Source organism: Corynebacterium xerosis NBRC 16721 = ATCC 373 (assembly GCF_001552415.1).
Classification (GTDB): Bacteria; Actinomycetota; Actinomycetes; order Mycobacteriales; family Mycobacteriaceae; genus Corynebacterium; species Corynebacterium xerosis.
In genome coordinates, this window is record NZ_BCRD01000006.1 from 92,237 (window position 1) to 114,954 (window position 22,718).

Sequence of the window (22,718 nt, forward strand, 5' to 3'; positions counted from 1 at the left end):
CGCGCCCCCATCCCGCTTAACCCACCCCGAATTGCTTAACCCACCCGCTGTAACGGGTGGGTTAGCTCATTCGGGGTGGGTTGAGCGCGCAGAGGACAGCCGGGCGGGCAGCTTGGCGCGCAGAGGACGGGCGGGCGGGCAGCTGAGCGCAGAGGACAGCCAGTCGGGCCGCCGGACGCGCGCTAGTGGCCCAGGGCCACGACTCCCCGGCGGATCGCCTGCACGGCCTGGGTGGCGTTGTCGCGGATCTCCTCGGAGTACCCGGTGTGCCGGACCTGCGACAACAGGTCGACCACTTGGCGGCACCAGCGCACGAAGTCACCCGGCGTCAGCTCCGCGCCGGCCTCCTTCGCCGCCGACAGGCAATACCCCAGCGGCGCGCCGGCGGTCCACTGGTGGATGGCGGTGGCGAAAGCGAGGTCGGGCATCCGCGTCATGGGCAGGCGGTGGCGCTTTTCGTCTGCGGCCAGCTCCTGCCAGATCCGGTACGTGTCGGAGATCGCGGCGGCCAGGGGCTCGGTGGGCACCTCGTCGGAACCCTGGGTCGCCTTGCGGTTTTCGAACACCAGCGTCGACACCGCGCCGGCCAGCTCGGCCGGGTCCAGCGAATTCCAGATGCCCCGCCGCAGGCACTGGGCGGCGAGCAGGTCGGAGCCGTTGTGGATCCGCGCCAGACGCTCGCCTTCCTCGGAAACGTACGGCTCACCGGGAGCGCGGCTCTCACCGACCGCACCGCCTTCGCCGACCGCACCGCCTTGATCGACCGCACCACCCTCGCCGGCCGTCCCCGGCTCCCCCGCCTCGGGCCACTCGACGTAGTCCATCTCGCCGAGCAACGCCAGCACGCGGTCGAAGGTCCGCGCCAAAGTGTCCGACGCTGCCGACACGCGCCGCTCCAGGGTCGCCACGGTGGACTGTGCCCGTCGCAAAGCATCGGCATCCCGGGCCACCGACTCCACCGCGGGATCGCCGTGCAAAGGGTGATCGCGCAACTCGCGGCGCAGGCGCTTGAGCTCGGGCGACGTGACGGCCGTGCGGCGGCGCAGGCGCTTGGGCCCGCGGATGTTGTGGCGGTCGATCTCGGAACGGATGATGTTCACGGCGCGCTTGGGATGGCGGGCGGCGTCGCCGGGCACCTTCACGCGGCCGAGGACCTCCGGCGCGCTGGGGAACGCGTCCGGCTCGATGCGGCCGGTGAACCCGCCGACGCCGACGACGGTCGGACGCGGGTGATTGGGCGAATTGTCCTCGCGCACCACCACCGCCAGCTGCGCCTTCTTGCCCATGGGGATGGCGATGACCTCGCCGCGGCGCAGTCGTCGCAGCACGGTGACGGTCTCGGTGTGCCGGTCCTCGATGTTGCGGCGCTTGGCGGCCTTCTCCTCGGCGGAGATGGTCGAGCGTAGCTCCAGGTACGCCAGCAGGCCCTCGACGTCGGCGCCGGCCTCGCCCATCTCGGCGGACAGCTGCGCCACCCGCGCCCGCGCGCGGTCCAGCTCGGCGACGTCACCGACGACGTCGCCGTCGGCCTGGAACTGGGCGAAGGACTTCTCCATCATCTTCCGCGCCTCGGCATGGCCGAGGGTGCGCAGCAGGTTGATGGACATGTTGTAGCCGGGCGTGAACGTGGACACCAGCGGGTACGTGCGCGTCGACGCCAGGCCGGCGACCCACTTCGGGTCCATCGCCGGTGCCCACTGCACCACCGCATTGCCCTGGGTGTCGATGCCGCGGCGGCCCGCGCGGCCGGTCATCTGCGTGTACTGGCCGGGCGTGAGATCGACGTGCGCCTCGCCGTTGTACTTGACCAGCTTCTCCAGCACCACGGTGCGCGCGGGCATGTTGATGCCCAGCGCCAGCGTCTCCGTGGCGAACACGACCTTGACCAGGCCACGATTGAAGAGCTTTTCGACGATGTGCCGGAACGCCGGCAACATCCCCGCGTGGTGGGCGGCGAATCCCCGCATCACCGTGCGCCGCCAGCGTCGGAAGCCGAGCACCTCGAGGTCCTCGGGCGGGATGTCGGCGACGCCGGCGTCGATGATGGCGCCGATCTCCTCCTGCTCGCCCATGTCGGTCAGCTCCATGCGCGAGGCGCCGAGCTGCTGCAGCGCACCCTCGCAGCCGGCGCGGGAGAAGATGAAGACGATGGCCGGGAGCATCGAGCGCGAACCGAGCAGCTTGACGACGTCCCCCCGGCGCGGAGGCCGCCATTTCTGCGTTTCCTCCCGCTGCTTCCACTGGTGGCGGGCGAATTTGCCGCCGCCGAGGTAGTCGCCCCCGCCGGAATCGTCGGAACCCCGGCGGCCGCGCGGGGCGGGGCCGCGGCCTCCCCTGCCGCCGCGGCCGTCGTCGTAACCGGATTCGGCGCGGGCGGCGGCTTCGAGCAGGTCGCGGTTGACGTCGGTGCCGCCGGCCTCGAACAGCGGGTACAGGCGCTGGCCGACGAGCATGTGCTGGCTCAGCGGCACCGGGCGGTGGTCAGTGACGACGACCTCGGTGTGGCCGCGCACGGTGGACAGCCAGTCGCCGAACTCCTCGGAGTTGGACACCGTCGCCGACAGGCCGACGAGTTTCACCGACTCGTCGAGATTGAGGATGACCTCTTCCCACACCGGCCCGCGCTCGCGGTCGGCGAGGTAGTGGATCTCGTCCATGACCACGTGGCTCAGGCGGTTCAGCGTCGGCGACTGCGCGTAGAGCATGTTGCGCAGCACCTCGGTGGTCATGACGACGACGTCGGCATCGCCGTTGCGCGACACGTCGCCGGTGAGCAACCCGACCTTCTCCTCGCCGTAGACGGCGACGAGGTCGTGGTACTTCTGGTTGCTCAGCGCCTTGATGGGCGTCGTGTAGAAGCACTTGCCGCCGTCGGCGAAGGCCGCGCGGATGGCGAACTCGCCGACGACGGTCTTGCCGGCGCCGGTGGGCGCGCACACCAGAACTCCGCGCCCGGCCTCGATGGCGCGGCAGGCGCGGAGCTGGAAATCATCGGGGGCGAAGCCCAGGTCGGCGATGAAGTCGTCCAGAAGGGTCATGCGTCAAGGGTGTCACAAAACGTGCCCCGGGACCGGGGGTCGTCGGGTGGGCGCGCCGTCACGGGCCGTATGCCGACAATCCCACCGCGATGACGATGACCGGCGACGCCAACGGCAGGATCGCGGCCAGTCCGAGCGCGATGCTGCGGGTCACGTGCGCGAGATAGGCCACCGCGGCACTGATGGTGGCCAGCGTGCCCGCCACCGCCCACAGCGTCCAGCCCGTCCAGGCATTCGGCAGCGTCCACCCGATGTAGCCGATCGTCATGCCGATGAGGACGAGACCCCATCCGACGACAAGCTTCCGCAGGCGCTGCTCCGCCTTGGTCGGCGTCATCGTCGTGGTCATGGTTTCTCCGTCCCCGTCGGACACGGTGCTCGCGGCCGGATCCGGTGCGCCTCTTCCGTGGTCGTTGCGGAGAGTCTTCCGGGGCCATGCCCGACGGTCAATAGCGGTGACCGACAACGGGGGTAAGACATGGCAATCGCGGTTGACGGTGTTGAGATGCGGAAACGCTCCGCCCCCACGCGGTAATGGGTGGGGGCGGAGCGTATTCGGGGTGCGTACCCGGGACGCTCATAGGAGCCGCATCCGCGCCGGTGCCGGCGTCGTCTGCGGTCCGTCTACAGCACGTCGTCGAAGTCCGAACCGGAACGCGTGGACAGGTCCGGGGTCACCTCGGCCGGCGGCGCCGCGGGCGGTGCCGGGCGCGAGTTGCGCGTCGGCCGCGTCGTCGGTCGGGGCGAGGTGCCCACCGGGCTCGGCGCGCTGACTGCGCCGGGACCCGAAACCGGGGCGGTGCGGCCGACCGGCGCCGTGCCGCCGACGGCACCGGACGCGGACACCGGCGCCGGGGCGTCGATGCCGCCGAGCTGCCCGATGCCCCCGGAGGTAGCGATCGGGCCGGACGACTGGTCGTCGTCGAGGTCGAGCCAGTCGGGTCGCTGCTTGTCGCGCCGGCGGTCGTTGATGCGGGTGAACTGGATCGCGACCTCCATGAGCACCGTCAGCGACAGCGCCAGCACCATCATCGACACCGGGTCCTGGCCCGGGGTCATGAACGCGGCGAAAATGAACAGCAGCAGGATGATCAGGCGTCGCTTGTCCTTCATCGTCTCGTAGTGCAGCACGCCGACGACGTTGAGCATGATGATGAACAACGGCAGCTCGAAGCTGACGCCGAAAATGAGGATCAGCGCGAGGATGAAGTTGAAGTACTGCCCACCGGTCAACGCGGCGATCTGCGCGTTGTCGCCGATCTGGAGCAGGAACTCGAGGCCGTAGGCGACGACGAAGTACGCCAGGACTGCACCGGCGGCGAAGAGGAGGGCCGCCGCGGTCACCGCGATCAGCGTGTTGCGGCGTTCCTTCCGCACCAGGCCCGGCGTGATGTACGCCCAGATCTGGTACAGCCACCACGGCGCCGAGAGGACCAGACCCGCCAGGGCACCGACCTTGAGGCGCAGCATGAACATTTCGAAGGGGCTCGTCGCCAACAGGCGGCACTCCCCGGTTTCGGCACCGCCGAAGCGCTGTTCCGGCGGCAGTTGGCAGTACGGCTCCTTGAGGATCTCGCCCAACGACATGACGTGCGCGGGGCCGAAGGTCCAATCGCCGAAGGGAAGGCGCCACGGGCCGAGCGTGAAGGACAACTGGTACCAGGTGAAGCCGATGATGGTGCCGACGAGAATGCCCGCGAGGGCCTTGAGCAACCGGGAGCGCAGCTCCTGGATGTGCTCGACGATCGACATGACGCCCTCGGGGTCCCGCTTCTTGCGTTTGCGGAGCCGGGGGCGCTGAGCGGTTTCCGCCACCACTTATCTAGCGCTGGTCGTCGAGGTTCGGCTGCTGCGGCTGCTGCACGTGCGGCGGAACCTGCTGGGCCTGCGGCGTCTGCGGAGCCTGCTGGTACTGCTGCGGCTGGGCCTGCGGAGGCTGCTGAGCGTACGGCTGCTGCGGCTGAGCCTGCGGCGCCTGCTGGATGGCCTGCTGCTGCGGGACCTCGGGCTGCTCGTCGTCGTGCTTCATTTCCTTGACCTCGGACTTGAAGATGCGCATCGAGCGGCCCAGGGAACGGGCGGCGTCGGGCAGCTTCTTGGATCCGAAGAGCAGGATCAGGACGACTGCGATGATGATGAGCTCGGTGGGGCCGAGATTCGGCATCCGCTTCACCTTTCGGGCTATATTCGAAGTTCGGTGTTCGAAATTGCGTGTTCGAGATTGCGTGGGCGGGTTCGTGGACCGGGCCGGTTCACCCGTCGACAGGGACCTCACCATACGCGCGAAGCCCCGCGCGTGCTCGGTCCGCCACGGCCTTGTGCAACGATACCGGGTCGATGGCCTTCACGCCCGGCCAGCGGCGGAGCAGGAACCCCACGGTCCGGTCGGCGTTGGTCGCCGGCACCCACGCCGGGTACGGGCCGCCTTCCGGGAAGTCCTCGTCGTCGGCGTCGTGGGCGAAGGCCACGGGGTCGTATTCGGCGACCCACGTCGAATCGGCGGCGACCTCCACGGCGGCCCATGCGCCGCCGTCGCGGAGGAATCCGTGGGGATCGTTCGCGTCGAACTCCGGCACGTCGTGCCACCGGGCTTCCTCGCCGGTTTTCGCGGCCGCGAGCATGCGGTCGATTCGGAAGGACTTGACGACGGTCTCGCCTGCACCGCTTCCGTCATCGGCGCGGTCGACCGCCTTGAGATAGGGGTCGTCCTCGATCATCACCAGGGTCACCGGGTCGACGCGGCGCACGCCCCGTTCCCCCGACGCCGAGCGGTAGTCGAGTTCGAGCACCTTCCGCTCGGCGATCGCCTCGCGCACGGTGGCGAGGATCTCCGCATGGGCCACGTCCACGGTCGCGTGCGGCGTCGTGTCGGCCACGGCGGTGCGCCCGGTCGCGCCGGCACGCAGCTTCGCCGCGGCGGACCGCGCGATGTCCGGGTCGCGCTGCATCGGCGACGATTCGAGGGTTTCCAGCGTCAGCAGCATCGCCGACAGCTCTTCGGGAGCCAACTGGAGCGGCTCGGCGAGCAGCTCGGCCGCCGGCGTGACCCGCGCCGAGAGCCCCTTGACCCGCACCTCGAACGCGGCCGTGCCGGGCAGCCCCGGCATCTCCAGTTGCGCCAGGAAGTCCAGCGCCTCGCGCAACTGCCGGTATTCGATGCCCAGGTCCACGGAGGCCTCGGTCAGTTGCCGCTCCTCGGCGAAGTACGGCACCAGCGTCAGCGTCCGCAGCCAGGACAGTTCGGGCACGTCCTTGTCGCTCATCGGCGCTCCTCCCCATTCGGCGTTGCGTCGTCGGCTTCATCGTCTGCCGCGACGATGGCGCGCAGCGTTTCCACGATGCGGTCGCGCACGTCCTTCGGCTTGACGACGATCAGGTCGCCGGCATGTTCCAATCCGGCGTCGACGAGTTCGGCGGTGGTCGCCGGCCCGATTTCCCAGGTCCCGTCGCCGAGATCGCGGGCGGAGGCCAGCACGTCGGCACACGCCCGCGGGTCCGCGCCGTCGGCGAGCTTCACCACGGCGGTGACCGGCGCCGCTCCCCTGTTCAGCGAGCGTTCCGCGATGTCCTGAAGATTCTCCGCGGGAATCGGCTGCGTGGCGTCGGCGTCGGTGACGGTGACGTCGACCATGCGGGTCATGCGGAACGTCCGCACGTCATCCCGGTCGACGTCGTGGCCGACGACGTACCAGCGGCCCTTGAGGTTGACGATCGCCCACGGCTCGATGGTGCGCAGCACCTCTTCGGCGAACAGCTGCGGCGCGAAGTAGAACTCCACGCGCTTGCGCGGCGGCTGGATGGCGCGGGTGAGGTCGGCGAACTGGGTGCCGTCGAGGCTGACCCGGTCGCCGAAGATGACGGTGCCGCGGTCGTCGGCGAGGTTGGAGCGGCGCGCGATCGGCGCCAATTTCGCCCACGCGCCGGTGGTCAGGTCCTTGAGCGAATCGTCGTCGAAGGCCACCAGCGATGCCATGGCCAGGGCTTCGGATTCTTCCTCGGTGAAACCCGGATCATCGGTGCGGAACGACGACCGGTCGAGGGTCAGGGTGGCGTTCCGGGCGTCCCACTCGACGCGGATGCCGGCGGCGGCGAGAGCGGGGACGTCGTCGCGCAGGTAGCGCGCGGCCGATTCCTCGCTGACGGTGTTGTACCCGCGGACCGTGCGCAGGATCCAGTCCCCGCGCAGCCCCGCAGGATCATCGGCCAGTGCGGCCAGCAGGCTCACGCGCCGGATGCGGACGGCCGAGTACCGAGCATCCCCATCCGCGGGTCGGGGCGCGGCGTTCATCCGGCGTTCCCTTCGGTGGTTCCTTCGGTGATTTCTTCGGTGGTTGCTCCGTCGGAGGCGGTCCCGAGCGACTCCAGGTGCGCGACCAGCGCATCGACCTCCGCGTCGGCGGTGGCGAAGGGATCGTCGACGACGGCCATGCGCGGATCCTCGCCGGAGATCTTCAGGTGCGTCCAGTCCACGACGGTCGCCGCACCCGCGGCGCGGGCCGCGGCGAGGAAACGGCCGCGCAGCACCGCCCGCGTCGTCGCCGGCGGGTTCGCCTTTGCTTCGTCGATGGCCTCGTCGGTGACCCAGCGGGACACCGCTCCCCTGGCCTCCAGAGCGCGGAAGATGCCGCGGCCGGGCCGGATGTCGTGGTACGCCAGGTCCACCTGCGCCAGCTTCGGGTCGGCGATGTCCAGGCCCCGGTCCATGAAGCGCCGCAGCAGCGACAGCTTGATGGCCCAGTCGATGTCGCGCTCGATGGCGGAGTAATCGCCCGACTCGACGGCGTCGAGCACCCGGCCCCACAACTCCACCAGCCGCGCCATCTCCTCGTTCGGGGTGCCGCCGCCGGAGTCGTCGCGGCGCTCCAGCCACTCGGTCGCGGCCGCAAGATACGCCCGCTGGATCTCCAGCGCCGACGCCTCGGCCTTCTCCGCGCCCGCCCGCAGGGGGATCGGCGCGGTGCCCGTCATGTCGCGGCTGACCAGGCGGATCGCCTTGATCTCGTTGGCCACCTCGAAGTTCGGCAGCTCCACGCCGGCCTCGATCATCTCCAGCACCAGCTGCGTCGAGCCGATCTTCAGGGCCGTGGTCGTCTCCGACATGTTCGAGTCGCCGACGATGACGTGCAGGCGGCGGAACCGCGTCGAGTCGGCGTGCGGCTCGTCGCGGGTGTTGATGATCGGCCGCGACCGCGTCGTCGCACTGGACACGCCGTCCCACACGTGGTCGGCGCGCTGCGAGAAGCAGTACTGCTCCGGCTCATCCTCGTACGGGCTGCCCGGGTACGGCCGCGCGATCTTGCCCGCGCCGCACAGCAGCTGGCGGGTGACCAGGAACGGCAGCAGCAGCTTCGACAGCGCCTTGAGCCCCATGCCGCGGCCGACCAGGTAATTCTCGTGGCAGCCGTAGGAGTTGCCGGCGGAGTCCACGTTGTTCTTGAACAGGAAAACCTTGCCCCCGATGTCCTCTCCGACGAGGCCCTTCTCGGCCCTCTCCGCCAGGTCGTCGAGAAGCATCTCGCCCGCCCGGTCGTGCGCGACCAGCTGCGACACCGAATCACACTCGGCGGTGGCGAATTCCGGGTGGCTGCCGACGTCGAGATAGAGCCGCCCGGCATTGGCGGTGAAGATGTTCGTCGCCCCGAACTCCTCGATGACCGGGCGGAACATGAACCGCGCGATCTCGTCGGGGCCCAGGCGCCGCTCGCCGTCGAGGGTGCACGTGATGCCGTACTCCGTCTCCACGCCGGCGATGCGCCGGGTCAACGCCGCCGCGGCACCGGCGCCGTCCATCTCCACCGCGTCGACCACGGCCTACTCGCCGCCCTTCTGCACGTAGGAGCGCACGAACTCTTCCGCGTTGTTCTCCAACAGGCCGTCGATCTCGTCGAGCAGATCGTCGGTGGAGTCGATGTGGGCCTGCGCCTGGCCGCCGCCGGCGACCTCGTCGATCGCGTCGTCGTCGCCGCCGGAACCGCCGCCGCCCTGGATCTGGCCGCCCTTGATGTCCGCCATGGTGTTCTCCTCTTTCGGTGCTATCGAATTCTGTTGCCGTCGGTTTACCGTGCCGTCGCTGGTTCGCGTGAGCTAGGACAATCCTGCCAGGCCGCGGTCGCGCAGTCCGGCAACCAGGCTCGCGATGTCGGGTGCTTCCTCGAGCAGCTTTCCGACGGCGCCCGCGCCCAACCCGGAAACGTCTGAGATCGTGAGCTTGACGACTTCGTCGCCGACATCGACGATGGCGCTGTCCCAGCTGGCGGCGACGACGTCGTCGCTGAAGCGGCGCAGCAGCCCGCCGCGCAGATAGGCGCGGGTCGATTCGGGTGCGTGGGTGACGGCGCGCTCGACCTCGGCGTCGTCGGCGATGGTTGTCATCGCGCCGCGACGCACCAGCGCGTGGTACAGCCCGCGGGCCGGGTCGATGTCGGAGTACTGGATGTCGATCAGGGCCAGCTTCGGGTGGTCCCAGCCGATGCCCGCGCGCTGCCGCAGCCCCTCCATGAGCTTGAGCTTCGCCGTCCAGTCGAGCAGATGCGCCGTCGACAGCGGGTCGGTCTCGAGCAGGTCGAGGACCTCGCCCCACAGTGCGATGATCTCCCGGCCGCCGTCGTCGGTGGCGTAGGGCGCGACGCGCTCGAGGTAGCGGCGCTGGATCTCGATGGCCGTCAGATGCGTGACGTGGTCGTCGAGCTGCAGCTTCTGCGTGCACGCCAGATCGCGGGACACGCGCTGGACGTCGGCGACCGGCTCGCGCAGTTTCAGATCGGAGAAATCGACGCCGTCCTCGATCGCGTCGAGCACCAGCGACGTGGTGCCCAGCTTGAGCAGGGTCGCCGTCTGCGACAGATTCGCGTCGCCGATGATCACGTGCAGACGGCGCCACTCGTCGGCGTCGGCGTGCGGCTCGTCGCGGGTGTTGATGATGCCGCGATTGAGCGTCGTCTCCAGCGACACCTCGGTCTCGATGTAGTCGGCGCGCTGCGAAATCTGGAAGCCCGGCTCCTGCCCCTTCTGCCCCAGGCCCACGCGCCCCGACCCGGTGAAGACCTGGCGGGTGACGAAGAACGGCGTCAGACCGCCGATGATCGCGTCGAAGTCGGTGTCGCGGCGGAACTGGTAGTTCTCGTGCGCGCCGTAGCTGGCGCCTTTGCCATCGACGTTGTTGCGGTAGATCTTCAGCTCGATCGGCTCGGAGTCCTCGTCCGAACGGCTCGACCCCGCGCCGACGGAACCCCGTCCGACCAGCTGCGCCGCCTCGAGCATGATCCGGTCGCCGGCCAGATCCGCCACCAGCGCGTCGCGCGCGGACGTCGTCTCCGGCGCCGAATACTCGGGATGGGCGTGGTCGACGTAGAACCGCGCGCCATTGACCAGGATCAGGTTCGCCGCGCCCAGCGCATTGGGGTCGACGACCGGCGCCATGCGGTAGCGCCGCAGGTCGAATCCGCGGGAATCGCGCAACGGCGACTCCGGCTCGTAGTCCCAGCGGGTCCGTCGGTCCAGTCCGCCGGCGTGCGCCTCGGCGTAGGCCAGCACGGCCTTCGTGGAGGTCAGGATCGGGCTCAGCTCCGGCTTGCCCGGCGACGTGATGCCGTATTCGATTTCGGTGCCCAGCACTCGCGCCATGTGAATCCCCTACTCCCCTGCGCCGTCGCGCGGGCCGTCGTCAAGCACGTCCGACGAGTGATCGTGCTGCACGACCTGCACGTCGACGACGCGTCCCGTCGGGCGGCCGGAGATCCGCGCCCACTCGTCGGGGTTCGCCGTGTTGGGCAGGTCCTCGTTCTGGGCGAACTCCTCGCGCACCGCCCGCAGCAGATGCGACTCGGTGATGCCGTCCGCGCCGCCGGAGATGACCTCCTTGATGGCGTGCTTCTTCGCGCGGTCGACGATGTTGGCGATCATCGCGCCGGAGTTGAAATCGCGGAAGTACAGCATCTCGCTCGACCCGTCGGCGTAGCGGATGCGCACGTACTCGTTGTCCGGGCTGGTGCGGTACATCCGCTCGACGACCGACTCCGTCAGCGCCTCGACGACCGCCGCGACGCTGCCGTGGCGCTCGATCTCCGCGGCGGCGTAGGGCAGCTCCGGGGTGAGGTACTTGGCGAAGATCTCCTTCGCCGCCTGCTCGTCCGGGCGCTCGATGCGGATCTTCACGTCCAGGCGGCCCGGGCGCAGGATCGCCGGGTCGATCATCTCCTCGCGGTTCGACGCGCCGATGACGATGACGTTTTCCAGGCCCTCCACGCCGTCGAGCTCCGCCAGCAGCTGCGGGACCACCGTGTTCTCCATGTCGGAGCTCACGCCCGAGCCGCGGGTGCGGAAGATCGAGTCCATCTCGTCGAAGAAGACGATGACGGGCCGGCCGTTCTCCGCGATGTCGCGGGCGCGGTCGAAGATCAGCCGGATCTGGCGCTCGGTCTCGCCCACGAACTTGTTCAGCAGCTCCGGGCCCTTGACGTTGAGGAAGTACGACTGCGCCCGTCTCGCCTCCTCCTCCGAGTGCCCCTTGTTCAGCGCGATCTTGCGCGCCAGCGAATTGGCCACCGCCTTGGCGATGAGCGTCTTGCCGTTGCCGGGCGGGCCGTAGAGCAGCACGCCCTTCGGCGGCCGCAACTGGTAGCGCGTGAACAGCTCCGGGTGCAGGAAGGGCATCTCCACCGCGTCGTGGATCTGCGCGATCTGGCGGGTCAGGCCGCCGATGTCGGAGTACTCGACGTCGGGGATCTCCTCCAGCACCAGGTTCTCGACCTCGGCCTTCGGGATCACCTCGAAGGCGTGGCCCGACTTGCGGTCGATGAGCACCGTGTCGCCGACCTTGGCTTGCAGGTCGCCGGCCAGCTTGACGACGAACTCCTCGCCGTGGTGATCGGTCGCCAGGACGCGCTTGCGGTCCGGGAGAGTCTCACGGACCAGCGCCAGATCGCCATGGTCGGGGTAGCCGCAGTCCTCGACGATCAGGTTGCCGTCGGTCAGCCGCACCATCGTGCCGGGTTTGAGGTCGGCGACGTCCATGCTGCGGATGACGTTGAGCCGCATGCGGCGGTTGCCGGTCCACACCTCGGCGGCCTGAGCGGGCTTCGACGCGCCGCCGGTCTGCCCGATCGGCCCGTTCGGGTCGTCGATCTTGCCCTTCGCCGGCTCCAGGAAAATGCCGTACGTGCTCGGCGGATTGGTCATCTGCTCGAGGTCCTGGCGCAGCAGCGTCATCTGGTCGCGCGACTCGCGCAGCAGCTCCACGAGCTTCTCGTTGCGCGCGCCCAACGAGCGGTTCTTCTGCTGCAGATCACGGATGGTGTCGGCGGGGGTGGTCATGGCCCCCAGGTTACCCACCGGTACGGCCGCGGCAGCCGATACCTCCGATTGCTACCTCTTCTGATTGCGGCGCTGCGGCCGCGGGGGCACCGTTCCGTCGGCAAGCCTGCGGGCCCACACCAGGAACGCCGTATGCGCCTGCATGCGGTGCGCCGGGCGCACGGACAGCTCCTTGACGTTCCAATCGCGCACCAGCGATTCCCACGCGCGGGGTTCGGTGAAGCACTTCTGGGCGCGGATGCCCTCCATTACCTTCATCAGCTGCGGCACCGTGGCCACGTAGACCATCAGCACGCCGCCGGGCTGCAGCAGCTTCGAGGCGGTGTCCAGGCACTCCCACGGGGCGAGCATGTCCAGGATGATGCGGTCGACCGGGCCGCCGAGATCGTCGGGCGTGGCCTCGGCCATGTCGCCCAGGCGCAGGTCCCAGTTGTCCGGCTTGCCGCCGAGGAACTCGACGACGTTGCGCTCGGCGTGCTCGATGTGGTCCTCGCGGATCTCGTAGCTGAACAGCTTGCCGTCCGGGCCGATGGCGCGCAGCAGGTTCAGGCTCAGCGCGCCGGAGCCGGCGCCGGCCTCCAGGACGCGGGCGCCCGGGAAGATGTCGCCCTCGACGATGATCTGCGCGGCATCCTTGGGGTAGATCACCGCGGCACCGCGCGGCATGGACAGGATGTAGTCGACCAGCAGGTGGCGCATGGCCAGGTAGACCGTGCCCTCGGCGGAGGTGACGGTGGTGCCCTCGTGCGCGCCGATGAGGTCGTCGTGCGCGATGGCGCCGCGGTGGGTGAAGAACTGGCCGCCCTTCTCCAGCGTCACGGTGAAATGCCGGTTCTTCGAGTCCGTGAGCTGGACGCGATCGCCTTCCTGGAACGGGCCGCTGTCTGCCATGTTCGTCTGATCCTCGCTGCATCGTGTGCGGTCGGTGGCGGGGCTCGCCGGTTCGATCCGGGCCCCGGGTTAACCTGGCCAGTATGCCCGAAAGCCCCCTGCACTCCGATTCGGCCGCTTCTCCCTCTTCGTCTTCGACTTCGTCCGCGTCCCCGTCACCGGACCCTTCCTCGGACCCGTCCTCCGCCCCTTCCCCCGCGAAGCGCCGTGGTCTCGCCCTGTCGCCGTCCCGCGCCGGCGACTATCGGCAGTGCCCCCTGAAGTACCGCCTCCGGGCGATAGACAAGCTTCCCGAGCCCTCCACCGTCGCGCAGGTCAAGGGCACCCTCGTCCACGCGGTTCTCGAGCACATGCACGCGCAGCCTCGGGAGGACCGCTCCTACCCGGCCGTCGTCAAGCAACTCAAGCCCACCTGGCAGAAGATGCTTGACGACGACCCCAGCGGCGAACTTTCCGAGCTCGTGCCCGAGGATTCCCTGCTCGACTTCCTCGTCGAATGCCGCGGTCTGCTGAAGGGGTACTTCATCATGGAGAACCCGACGGGCTTCGATGCGGCGGAGATCGAGAAGTTCGTGCAGATGACCCTCGGGCTCGACACCGGCACCGACGAGACCGCCGGCGTGCCCGTGCGCGGCTTCATCGACCGCGTCGACGTCGCGCCCACCGGGCAGGTGCGCATCGTGGACTACAAGACGGGCAAGAAGCCGCATCCGCGATTCCAGAACGAGGCCCTGTTCCAGATGCGGTTCTACGCGCTGGTGTGGTGGCGCATGACCGGGCGGATCCCCGAGCAGCTGCGGCTGATGTACCTCAAGGTCGCCGACGATCTGACGCATTCGCCGACCGCGCCCGAGCTCGAGCGATTCGAGGGTGAGCTCGCGCGCCTGTGGGCGTCCATCGTCCGCGACGGCGAGTTCGGCGATTTTCGGCCGAAGAAGTCGAAGCTGTGCGGATGGTGCTCGTTCCAGGAGCTGTGTCCCGCGTTCGGCGGCACCCCGCCCGAATACCCGGGCTGGCCGGGTGCCCACGGCGAGTAGCCGGCCGCGATTTTCGCTTCACTTCGCACGGCACGCGCCACGTGGCGAGTAACAGCGGCGCCGAAGCCTCCGGCGATCGGGCAATGCGCGCCATCGAGCCCACGAAGGGGCGAGTGGTGCCCGATCGACGCCGTTTTCCACCGCAAATCCGAGCCTGAGAATTTCCTGAGCAAGAAGCCGCCGTACGTCGGTAGTTCGAGGGGCGCGAACGGGCTGATGTTGAAGATTTGAGGGTCCATTTCTTCAACATCAGCGCTTTCGCGGCGAAAAGATCGGTTACGTACGGCGCGGTATTGAATTCGTGGGGATGGGCCCATTAATTCGGGTCTGGTGAAATGACCTCGATTTCAAATATCGCGCCGTATGGCGTTCTGCGGGGTTGGGTGGCCCTGTGGCACATTCCCTCGATTCCGCGCCGTTCGGCCGTCTGCGTCGATCCTGTGGGGTTCCACCTTCTGGGGTGCGGTTGGGTGTTGCGGGTGCGACGCATGTGGGATCAGGGGCGCGTGGGAAGCGAGGGGTGCGCGGGGCGACGGGGCGCGCGTGTGAGAGGCAAGGGGCGGGAGGGGTCGGGCGCGCCGGGCGGCGCTGGATTGGCTCGCCCGATCGGTGCGCGGTGACATTTCGCACATTCGGCCGCGCCACGTTGGATGCTTGCATTCATCCTGCAATAATCTGGGGCGGCTTTACGGGTGAGGTGGGCGTCGTAAAGCGGGCGTGCAGCAAGCGTGAAGCAAGCGTCAAGCAGGCGTGCGGCGAGCGTGAAACGGGCGCGAACATCGTGCGCGCATCGCGAGGCCGCCGCGACGGCGCCCGTCCCCCCACCCGACCACGACCCACACGACGACGAACGAGGAGCCCCGCCCACATGGCGACATTCCTGTACAAGGTGGGCCGATCGGCCTACCTCCACCGATGGCGGTTCATCGCCATCTGGATCCTGCTGATCCTCGGCGCCGGCACCGCGGCCGCGACGCTGACCCAGCCGATGAGCAACAGCTTCACCATCGAAGGCCTCGAATCGGTCGAGACGCAGGAGCGCATCCAGGAACGCTTCCCCGGTGAAGGCGACGCCCTGGAAGCCCCGACCGGCACGGTGGTCATGCAGGCCCGCGATGGCGCGGCGCTGACCGACCCCGAGGTGTCCGCGGAGGTCGACGCGTTCCTGGCCGACCTGCGCGGGCTCGACGAGCTGGCCGACGCCGAAGCGCTGGTCTCCCCCGTGCTCGCCGCCGGCGGCGTCGCCCAGCAGATGAACGAGCAGTACGCGGCGCAGGGCATGCCGCAGGAGCAGATCGACGCCAACATCGCGGCGGTCTCCCCGCTGTCCGAGGACGCGGCGACCGGCACCGTGACCGTCACGTTCGACGCGGACGGCGCGATGGACGTGACTCCCGAGGCGAAGGACGCCTTCACCGCGGTCGTTGACGAGCATGACGACGGCGCGCTGGACATCGCCTACTCCGGCAACGTCTTCCAGATGAGCGAGCTGTCCTTCATCGCCGAGTTGCTGGGCATCGCGGTGGCGGCGGTCGTGCTGATCATCACCTTCGGGTCTTTCGTCGCGGCGGGCCTGCCGCTGCTCACCGGCGTCATCGGCGTCGGCATCGGCATCGCGGGCGTGTACGCGGCGACGTCGTTCACGGATTCGATCACGTCGATGACCCCGACCCTGGCGGTCATGATCGGCCTGGCGGTCGGCATCGACTATGCGCTGTTCATCCTGTCGCGTTTCCGCAATGAGCTGGTGCTCCACGTCGGCGGAAACGATTTGGAGCCCAAGGAGCTTGCCGACGAGCTGCGCGGGATCCCGTTCCGCGAGCGCGCCCATTTGGCCGGCCTCGCCGTGGGGAAGGCGGGCACGGCCGTCGTGTTCGCGGGCATGACGGTGATCATCGCGCTGGTGGCGCTGTCGATCATCGGCATCGACTTCCTTACCGCGATGGCGTTTTCCGCGGCGGCGACGGTCCTCATCGCGGTGCTCGTCGCCGTGACGCTGCTGCCGGCGATCCTCGGCGCGGTGGGCACGAAGGTGTTCGCGGCGCGGGCGCCGATCGTCAAGGCCCCGGACCCGGAGGACGAAAAGCCGACCATGGGCCTGAAGTGGGTGCGCATGATCCGCGCCCGCCCGGTGCTGTTCCTGCTCAGCGGCGTCATCGTGCTGGCGCTGGCCGCGATCCCCGCCACGCAGATGCGCCTGGCCATGCCCTCGGACGGTTCCGCCGCCCCCGGCACGCCGAACCGCGCCGCCTACGAGATGATCGACGACGCCTTCGGGCCGGGGCGCAACGCGCCGATGGTCGCGCTGGCCGAAGTGACCGGCGATGCCGACGCGGGTGCGGGCTCGGGCGACGTCGACCCCGCGCAGCTGCCCATGATCCTGGGCGGGGCGGCCGCCCACATCCAGGGCATCGACGGCGTGACCAACGCGCAGGTCGTCGGCATGTCCGAGGACGGCACCGCCGCGCAGATCCTGATCACCCCGGAGGTCGGCGCCACCGACCCGCGCGCCGCCGAGGTGCTGGACAACATCCGCGCCGGCGTCGACGATTTCGAGGCCGGGGCCCCCGCGACCTACTCGGTCACGGGCGTCTCCCCCATCTACGAGGACATTTCGGAGCGGCTGTCCGAGGTGCTGGTGCCGTACATCGCCATCATCATGGTGCTGGCGTTCCTGCTGCTCGTGGTCGTCTTCCGCTCGCTGTGGGTGCCGCTGCTCGCGGCGCTGGGCTTCGGGCTCTCCGTCGCCGCGACGCTGGGCCTGACCGTGGCGGTGTGGCAGGAGGGCTGGCTGGGCATCATTTCCGATCCGCAGCCGTTGATCAGCTTCCTGCCCATCATGTGCATCGGCATCGTCTTCGGCCTGGCCATGGACTACCAGGTCTTCCTGGTCACCCGCATGCGCGAGGGCTGGGCCCACGGCAAGACCGCGGGCAACGCGACGTCGAACGGCTTCAAGCACGGCGCCCGCGTGGTCACGGCCGCGGCCCTGATCATGATTTCCGTGTTCGCGGCGTTCATGCTCTTGGACGAGCCGTTCATCAAGGTGATGGGCTTCGCGCTGGCGCTGGCCGTGCTGCTCGACGCGTTCATCGTCCGCATGACCATCATCCCGGCGACGATGTTCCTGCTGGACGAGCGCGCGTGGAAGATCCCGGGCTGGCTGGACCGCATCCTCCCCAAGGTGGACATCGAGGGCGAGTCGCTGACGGCGCGCCCTGATGACGCCGCCGCCACGCCGACCGAAACCGTTGATTCGTCGGTGGCGCGTTCCTGATACCTTCTTCCGATATGCGCGTGATCGTGCGGGGCGAGACCGCACGCGAACCGAAAGGTGCAGGGGAATGTCGGGACTGCGCGAGCAAAAGAAGCGCCAGACCAAGTTCGATTTGGCGACGGCGGCGGTGGAGTTGCTGGTGACCGAGGGCGACGAAGGGGCGACGGTGGCGGCGATCGCCGCCGGCGCCGGCGTGTCGCCCCGCACGTTCCACAACTATTTCGCCGCCCGCGAGGATGCGTTCCTCTTCTTCATCGAGGAGGCCATCGCCGTCTGGGAGACGCAGATGCGCGCCGCCCCGGCGGACCTCACGCCGTTCGAGGTGCTGCGGGGCATCATCGTGGACATGTACGGCAAGCCGCGGGGCGATCTCGCGTCGGTGCCGAACCTGGCGACCGTCGCCGAGCACATCATGGCGGGTCTCGGCCCGGACGCCGGCAAGCGCGCCCGCTGCGTTTTCGAGGGTTTGCGCGGCGCGATCGTCGAGCGCTCCGGCGGCGGGCTGTCGCCCTTCCGCGCGCAGGCGCTGATCCACGTGTGCATGTCGGCATCCGGCGTCGTGCTCGAGGCCGCCCGCGACGAGTCACTCGCCGGCGGCCGATCGATGCCGGAGCTGCTCGACGAGGCCTTCGACTTCATCGCCGGCGGCGTCGCCTGACCCCCGGCATGGGACGACCCGCACCGGTTTCCGGTGCGGGTCGTTTTGGCTTTGCGACGGTTCGCGTTCGCCGGCCGCTATATAGGACCGGTTCGCGTTCGCCGGCCGCTATATAGGACCGGTTCGCGTTCGCCGGCCGCTTTAGAGGACCACTGCCCCGATGGCGAAACCGAATGCCACGGCAAGCGCGATGCAGACGGTGCCCGGGATGAAGAACGGGTGGTCGACCACGTACTTGCCCAAGCGGGTGGAGCCGGTGTCGTCCATTTCGACGGCCGCCAGCAGAGTGGGGTACGTCGGCAGAACGAAGAGCGCCGACACTGCCGCGAAGCTGGCGACTGCGGTCAAGGGGCTGACCCCGACCGCGAGCGCGGCGGGGATCATCGCCTTCGCGGTCGCCGCCTGCGAGTACAGGAGCGCCGACGCGAAGAAGAGCACCACCGCGAGCAGCCACGGCCACTGGGTGAGCAAGTCCCCCGCAGTGGACTTGATGCCGTCGATGTGCGCGTTGATCAGAGTCGAGCCGAGCCAGGCGACGCCCATGACGCAGACGGTCGCGCTCATGCCCGACTTGAACACCTGCGTGCCGGGAACTTCGGCGGCGGGGATCTTGGCCACGGCCACGATCAGTCCCGCAGTGGCGAGCATGATGGCCATGATCGCTTCATTGCGCGGCAGCGAGGGATCGGTGATCAGCCCGATCTGGTCGGAGATCAAGGTCGCGTAGACCATGACGGTGACGATGGCCGCGAGAAAGATGCCCACGGAGGCCTTCGCTCCGGGCGCGGCCTCGAATGCCGCGGACTCGCGGGGCGGCTTGACCAGCCCGTCCTCGAGCCGCTGCCGGTACACGGGATCGTCCTCGAGCTCTCGGCCGAGGTGCACCACGACGAAGGACGTGACGATCACCGCCAGAAGGGTCGACGGGATCACCACGGCGAGGAGCTGGAGATACCCGACTCCCCTTGGTTCGAGCACCGATGCCATGAACACGACGGCGGCGGAGATCGGTGAAGCCGTGATGGCCATCTGGGAGGCGACGACCGCGATCGACAACGGCCGCGACGGACGGACTCCGCCCTCCTTCGACACCTCCACGATGACCGGGAGCGTCGAAAAGGCCGTGTGTCCCGTGCCGGCCAGGACCGTCATCGACCACGTCACCAGGGGCGCGAGCAACGTGACTCGCTTGGGATTGCGGCGGAGGAGGCGTTCGGCGAGATGGACCAGGTAGTCCATTCCGCCCGCCCGTTGCATCGCGGAGATCGCCGCGATGACCGCCATGATGATTCCGATGACGTCGAAGGGGATGTCCTCCGCCGTGACCGGGGTGCCCATAGCACCGAGAAGCAGAACGCCCGCGCCACCGGCGAAACCGATGCCGACGGATCCCCAACGGGCACCGATGATCAGCGCGGCCACTACCGCGATAATCTGAGCTGCGAGAATCACCGCAAATCATCACCCTGCAGATTGACGTTCTCCTGGTCCGCGGACCCGGTTTCACCGTCGATCTCGGCATGGCCGGGCGCGGCGGAAACGTCGGCTGGAACGTCCTGCGGTGAATCTGGCCCGTCGGCGTCGGGCTGCAGGCCCAACTCCGCCAGGCGGGTCTCCCCCGCCACGTACCTCTTCCCTCGGTATTCGGGGTGCATGAGGTTGTCGGTGGACAGGATCCGGTCGAGCTCGGCTGCGTCGAGCAGCCCCTTCTCCAGCACGAGCTCGCGCACGCCCTTGCCGGTCGCGGCGGCCTCGCGTCCGATGATGTCGCCCTGGTGGTGGCCGATCACCGGGTTCAGGTAGGTGACGATGCCGATAGAGTTGTCCACGTAGGCGCGGCACACGTCGGCGTTGGCGGTGATGCCCGTGATGCACTTGGAGCGCAGGGTGGTCGCAGCACGGCGCAGGAGGCCGATCGATTCGAACAGGCACTGGGCGATGACGGGCTCCATGACGTTGAGCTGGAGCTGACCGGCCTCTGCGGCCATCGACAGGGTCACGTCGTTGCCGAAGACCTTGAAGCACACCTGGTTGACCACTTCGGGGATGACCGGGTTGACCTTCGCGGGCATGATCGACGATCCCGCCTGCATCTCGGGCAAGTTGATCTCGTTGAGGCCGGCGCGGGGGCCGGAAGACAGCAGGCGCAGATCGTTGCACATCTTCGACAGCTTCATCGCCGTGCGCTTGAGCGCGGAATGAACGTTGACGTAGCCACCGGTGTCGGAGGTCGCCTCGATCAGGTCCTTGGCCGACCGGATCTCGAGCCCGGTGACTTCGCGCAGCGACTGCACGACGGCCTTCTGGTAGCCCGCGGGGGCGTTCACGCCGGTGCCGATGGCCGTGGCGCCGAGGTTGACCTCGAGCAGCATTTCGCCGGACTGCGCCAGCACCGCATGCTCCTCCGACAGGTTGTTTCCGAAGGCGTGGAATGCCTGGCCCAGCGTCATGGGCACCGCGTCCTGCAGCTGGGTGCGGCCCATGGTGATGATGTCGTTGAACTCGTCGCCCTTTTCGTGGAGAGCGTGTTCGAGTTCGTCGAGCTCCACGAGCAGAGCCTGCAGCGCGATGTGGACGGCCAGCCGGAAGCCCGTCGGGTAGGCGTCGTTGGTGGACTGGCACTGGTTGACGTCGTCGTTGGGGTTGACGACGTCGTAGCGCCCCTTGGGGAAGCCGAGGTACTCGAGGGCGAGGTTGGCGACGACCTCGTTGGTGTTCATGTTGATGCTGGTGCCCGCGCCGCCCTGGAACAGGTCGGTGGGGAACTGATCGAGGCAGCGGTGATTGACCAGGATCTGGTCGCACGCCCAAACGATCGCGTCGGCGACGTCGGAGGGGATGGTGTGGATTCGCCGGTTGGCGATGGCCGTCGCCTTCTTCACCATGACCATGCCGCGGATGAACTCGGGGACGTCGTTGACGGTGGTGCCCGAGATGGAGAAATTCTCGATGGCGCGCATTGTGTGCACGCCGTAGTAGGCGTCCGCCGGTACTTCCCGGTCGCCGAGGAGGTCGGTTTCTATCCGGTGCTTGTGGCCCGGTGCCTCGTTTTTTCCAATTGTGCTCATGCCCACAAGCATACGTGCGCACGGGCTGCGGGTCACGAAAAAACTGCAGGTCGGATCGATAAAGTGACGCGAGTAACCATGCTCCATGGGCTTGATCGGTTCGCACGATCAAGCGGCCCTCGGTGATGGGTTCGCGGGGGCGCTTGCTTGACGACGACGGCGCACCCGCCATGCAGCGGGTGCGCCGTGTGCGGCGTGCCGGTTGGTTCGGCCGGGCGCCGGTCTTCGTGAAGCGGTCCCTAGATGCGCGCGATGCGGATGTCGGAGGCCAAGATGGCCTCGGCACCCAGGCCGGCGAGCTCGTCCATGATCGGGTTCGCGCGGTCGCGGGGAACCATGGCGCGCACGGCGACCCAGTCCTCGTTGGCCAGCGGCGACACCGTCGGGCCGGACAGGCCCGGGGTGATGCGGGAGGCCTCGTCGACCTTGGCGGCGTTGATGTTGTAGTCGAGCATCATGTAGTTCTTCGCGTGCAGGATGCCGGTCAGGCGGCGAAGGAACACGCGCTGGGCCTCGGTGACGCCGGTGCCGCGGCGGCCGACGACGACGGCCTCGGAATCGCACAGCGAGTCGCCGAAGACGGCCAGCCCCTGCTTGCGCAGCGTGCGGCCGGTGGAGACGACGTCGGCGATGGCGTCGGCCACGCCCAGGCGAATGGCGATCTCCACCGCGCCGTCCAGGCGGATGACCTCGGCGTCCATGCCGCGGGCCTTGAGGTCCTCGCGCACCAGGTTCGGGTAGGACGTGGCGATGCGCTTGCCCGCCAGGTCCTCCACGCCCCACTCCTCGTTGGCCGGCGCCGCGTAGCGGAACGTCGACGCGCCGAAGCCGAGGGTGAGCACCTCGTCGACCGGCGCCAGCGAATCGGCGGCGAGGTCGCGGCCGGTGATGCCCAGGTCCAGGTGGCCGTTGCCCACGTAGACGGGGATGTCCTTGGGGCGCAGGAAGTAGAACTCGATGCCGTTGACCTTGTCGGCCACCGACAGGGACTTCGACTCCCCGCGGCCCGGGTACCCGGCTTCCTCGAGGATCTCGGTGGCGGCCTCGGACAGGGAACCCTTGTTGGGCACTGCGACGCGCAGCGTGGTCACGATGTTGCTCCTAGTTGTTCGGTGCGGGCGGGGCGGCGGGGCGCCTCACAGGTGCTTGTAGACGTCTTCCGGCGTCAGCCCGCGCTGCACCATGACGACCTGGGTCCAGTACATCAGCTGCGAGATTTCCTCGGCCAGCTCTTCATCGGACTGGTACTCCGCGGCCATCCAGACTTCGGCGGCCTCTTCCACGATCTTCTTGCCCTGGAAATGCACGCCGGCGTCGAGCGCCTTGACGGTGCCCGAACCCTCGGGGCGGTTGGCCGCCTTGTCCATCAGTTCCGCGAAGAGGTCATCGAAGTTTTTCACGCGCACCATCATTCCACGCGGGTCGTTGCGTTGCGAC

The 22,718-nt window shown here is 68.6% G+C and carries 18 protein-coding genes; 3 read left to right on the top strand and 15 right to left on the bottom strand.

Going from position 1 to position 22,718, the window contains the following annotated elements:
• Positions 1-182 precede the first annotated feature (182 nt).
• The 11 genes from CX1_RS10440 to CX1_RS10490 all read right to left on the bottom strand — a co-directional run bounded on the left by CX1_RS10440 (position 183) and on the right by CX1_RS10490 (position 13,241).
• Positions 183-3,038 carry a DEAD/DEAH box helicase gene (locus CX1_RS10440; RefSeq protein WP_060925638.1) on the bottom strand — a complete coding sequence of 952 codons (2,856 nt, stop codon included), beginning with the start codon at positions 3,036-3,038 and terminating at the stop codon, positions 183-185.
• A 58-nt stretch (positions 3,039-3,096) separates the two neighbouring features.
• Positions 3,097-3,387, bottom strand: a complete 291-nt coding sequence (locus CX1_RS10445) for a hypothetical protein (RefSeq protein WP_146780739.1) — start codon at positions 3,385-3,387, stop codon at positions 3,097-3,099.
• Positions 3,388-3,662: 275 nt separating this feature from the next.
• Complete coding sequence (tatC, locus tag CX1_RS10450; protein WP_060925653.1) at positions 3,663-4,790, bottom strand: twin-arginine translocase subunit TatC; 1,128 nt, start codon at positions 4,788-4,790, stop codon at positions 3,663-3,665.
• 70 nt (positions 4,791-4,860) lie between these two features.
• A complete protein-coding gene (tatA, locus tag CX1_RS10455) occupies positions 4,861-5,202 on the bottom strand; it encodes a Sec-independent protein translocase subunit TatA (protein ID WP_046651511.1) in 342 nt (113 codons plus the stop codon).
• A gap of 88 nt (positions 5,203-5,290) precedes the next feature.
• Positions 5,291-6,301 carry a helix-turn-helix transcriptional regulator gene (locus CX1_RS10460; protein WP_046651510.1) on the bottom strand — a complete coding sequence of 337 codons (1,011 nt, stop codon included), beginning with the start codon at positions 6,299-6,301 and terminating at the stop codon, positions 5,291-5,293.
• Positions 6,298-7,263 carry a helix-turn-helix transcriptional regulator gene (locus tag CX1_RS10465; protein WP_169793216.1) on the bottom strand — a complete coding sequence of 322 codons (966 nt, stop codon included), beginning with the start codon at positions 7,261-7,263 and terminating at the stop codon, positions 6,298-6,300. Before CX1_RS10465 ends, CX1_RS10460 begins: the two co-directional genes overlap by 4 nt.
• A 59-nt stretch (positions 7,264-7,322) precedes the next feature.
• Positions 7,323-8,828, bottom strand: a complete 1,506-nt coding sequence (gene pafA / locus CX1_RS10470; protein WP_046651522.1) for a Pup--protein ligase — start codon at positions 8,826-8,828, stop codon at positions 7,323-7,325.
• A 21-nt stretch (positions 8,829-8,849) separates the two neighbouring features.
• Positions 8,850-9,050, bottom strand: coding sequence for a ubiquitin-like protein Pup (locus CX1_RS10475; protein ID WP_046651509.1), 201 nt, complete (start codon positions 9,048-9,050; stop codon positions 8,850-8,852).
• Positions 9,051-9,122: 72 nt separating this feature from the next.
• A complete protein-coding gene (gene dop / locus CX1_RS10480) occupies positions 9,123-10,661 on the bottom strand; it encodes a depupylase/deamidase Dop (RefSeq protein ID WP_046651508.1) in 1,539 nt (512 codons plus the stop codon).
• Positions 10,662-10,670: 9 nt separating this feature from the next.
• Positions 10,671-12,350: a proteasome ATPase gene (gene arc, locus CX1_RS10485; RefSeq protein ID WP_046651507.1), complete on the bottom strand. Its 1,680-nt coding sequence runs from the start codon at positions 12,348-12,350 to the stop codon at positions 10,671-10,673.
• A 51-nt stretch (positions 12,351-12,401) separates the two neighbouring features.
• Complete coding sequence (locus tag CX1_RS10490) at positions 12,402-13,241, bottom strand: tRNA (adenine-N1)-methyltransferase (RefSeq protein ID WP_046651506.1); 840 nt, start codon at positions 13,239-13,241, stop codon at positions 12,402-12,404.
• Between the two features lie 83 nt (positions 13,242-13,324).
• On the opposite strand from CX1_RS10490, the gene CX1_RS10495 reads away from it, so the two are divergent.
• The 3 genes from CX1_RS10495 to CX1_RS10505 all read left to right on the top strand — a co-directional run bounded on the left by CX1_RS10495 (position 13,325) and on the right by CX1_RS10505 (position 18,213).
• Complete coding sequence (locus CX1_RS10495) at positions 13,325-14,278, top strand: RecB family exonuclease (RefSeq protein ID WP_060925640.1); 954 nt, start codon at positions 13,325-13,327, stop codon at positions 14,276-14,278.
• Positions 14,279-15,146: 868 nt separating this feature from the next.
• A complete protein-coding gene (locus tag CX1_RS10500) occupies positions 15,147-17,555 on the top strand; it encodes an MMPL family transporter (RefSeq protein WP_060925641.1) in 2,409 nt (802 codons plus the stop codon).
• 67 nt (positions 17,556-17,622) lie between these two features.
• Positions 17,623-18,213 (top strand): TetR/AcrR family transcriptional regulator, encoded by a 591-nt coding sequence (locus CX1_RS10505; protein ID WP_046651505.1) that lies wholly within the window; start codon positions 17,623-17,625, stop codon positions 18,211-18,213.
• A gap of 141 nt (positions 18,214-18,354) precedes the next feature.
• Here CX1_RS10505 and CX1_RS10510 read toward each other — a convergent pair whose 3' ends face one another.
• The 4 genes from CX1_RS10510 to CX1_RS12700 form a co-directional block, all read right to left on the bottom strand.
• Positions 18,355-19,665: an anaerobic C4-dicarboxylate transporter gene (locus tag CX1_RS10510; protein WP_046651504.1), complete on the bottom strand. Its 1,311-nt coding sequence runs from the start codon at positions 19,663-19,665 to the stop codon at positions 18,355-18,357.
• On the bottom strand, positions 19,662-21,281 hold the full coding sequence (aspA, locus tag CX1_RS10515; protein WP_082719307.1) for an aspartate ammonia-lyase: 1,620 nt from the start codon (positions 21,279-21,281) through the stop codon (positions 19,662-19,664). The genes CX1_RS10510 and aspA overlap by 4 nt, the downstream gene beginning before the upstream one ends.
• 239 nt (positions 21,282-21,520) lie before the next feature.
• Positions 21,521-22,363 (bottom strand): ATP phosphoribosyltransferase, encoded by an 843-nt coding sequence (gene hisG / locus CX1_RS10520; RefSeq protein ID WP_046651520.1) that lies wholly within the window; start codon positions 22,361-22,363, stop codon positions 21,521-21,523.
• A 54-nt stretch (positions 22,364-22,417) separates the two neighbouring features.
• Complete coding sequence (locus tag CX1_RS12700; RefSeq protein ID WP_193600469.1) at positions 22,418-22,693, bottom strand: phosphoribosyl-ATP diphosphatase; 276 nt, start codon at positions 22,691-22,693, stop codon at positions 22,418-22,420.
• Positions 22,694-22,718 lie beyond the last annotated feature (25 nt).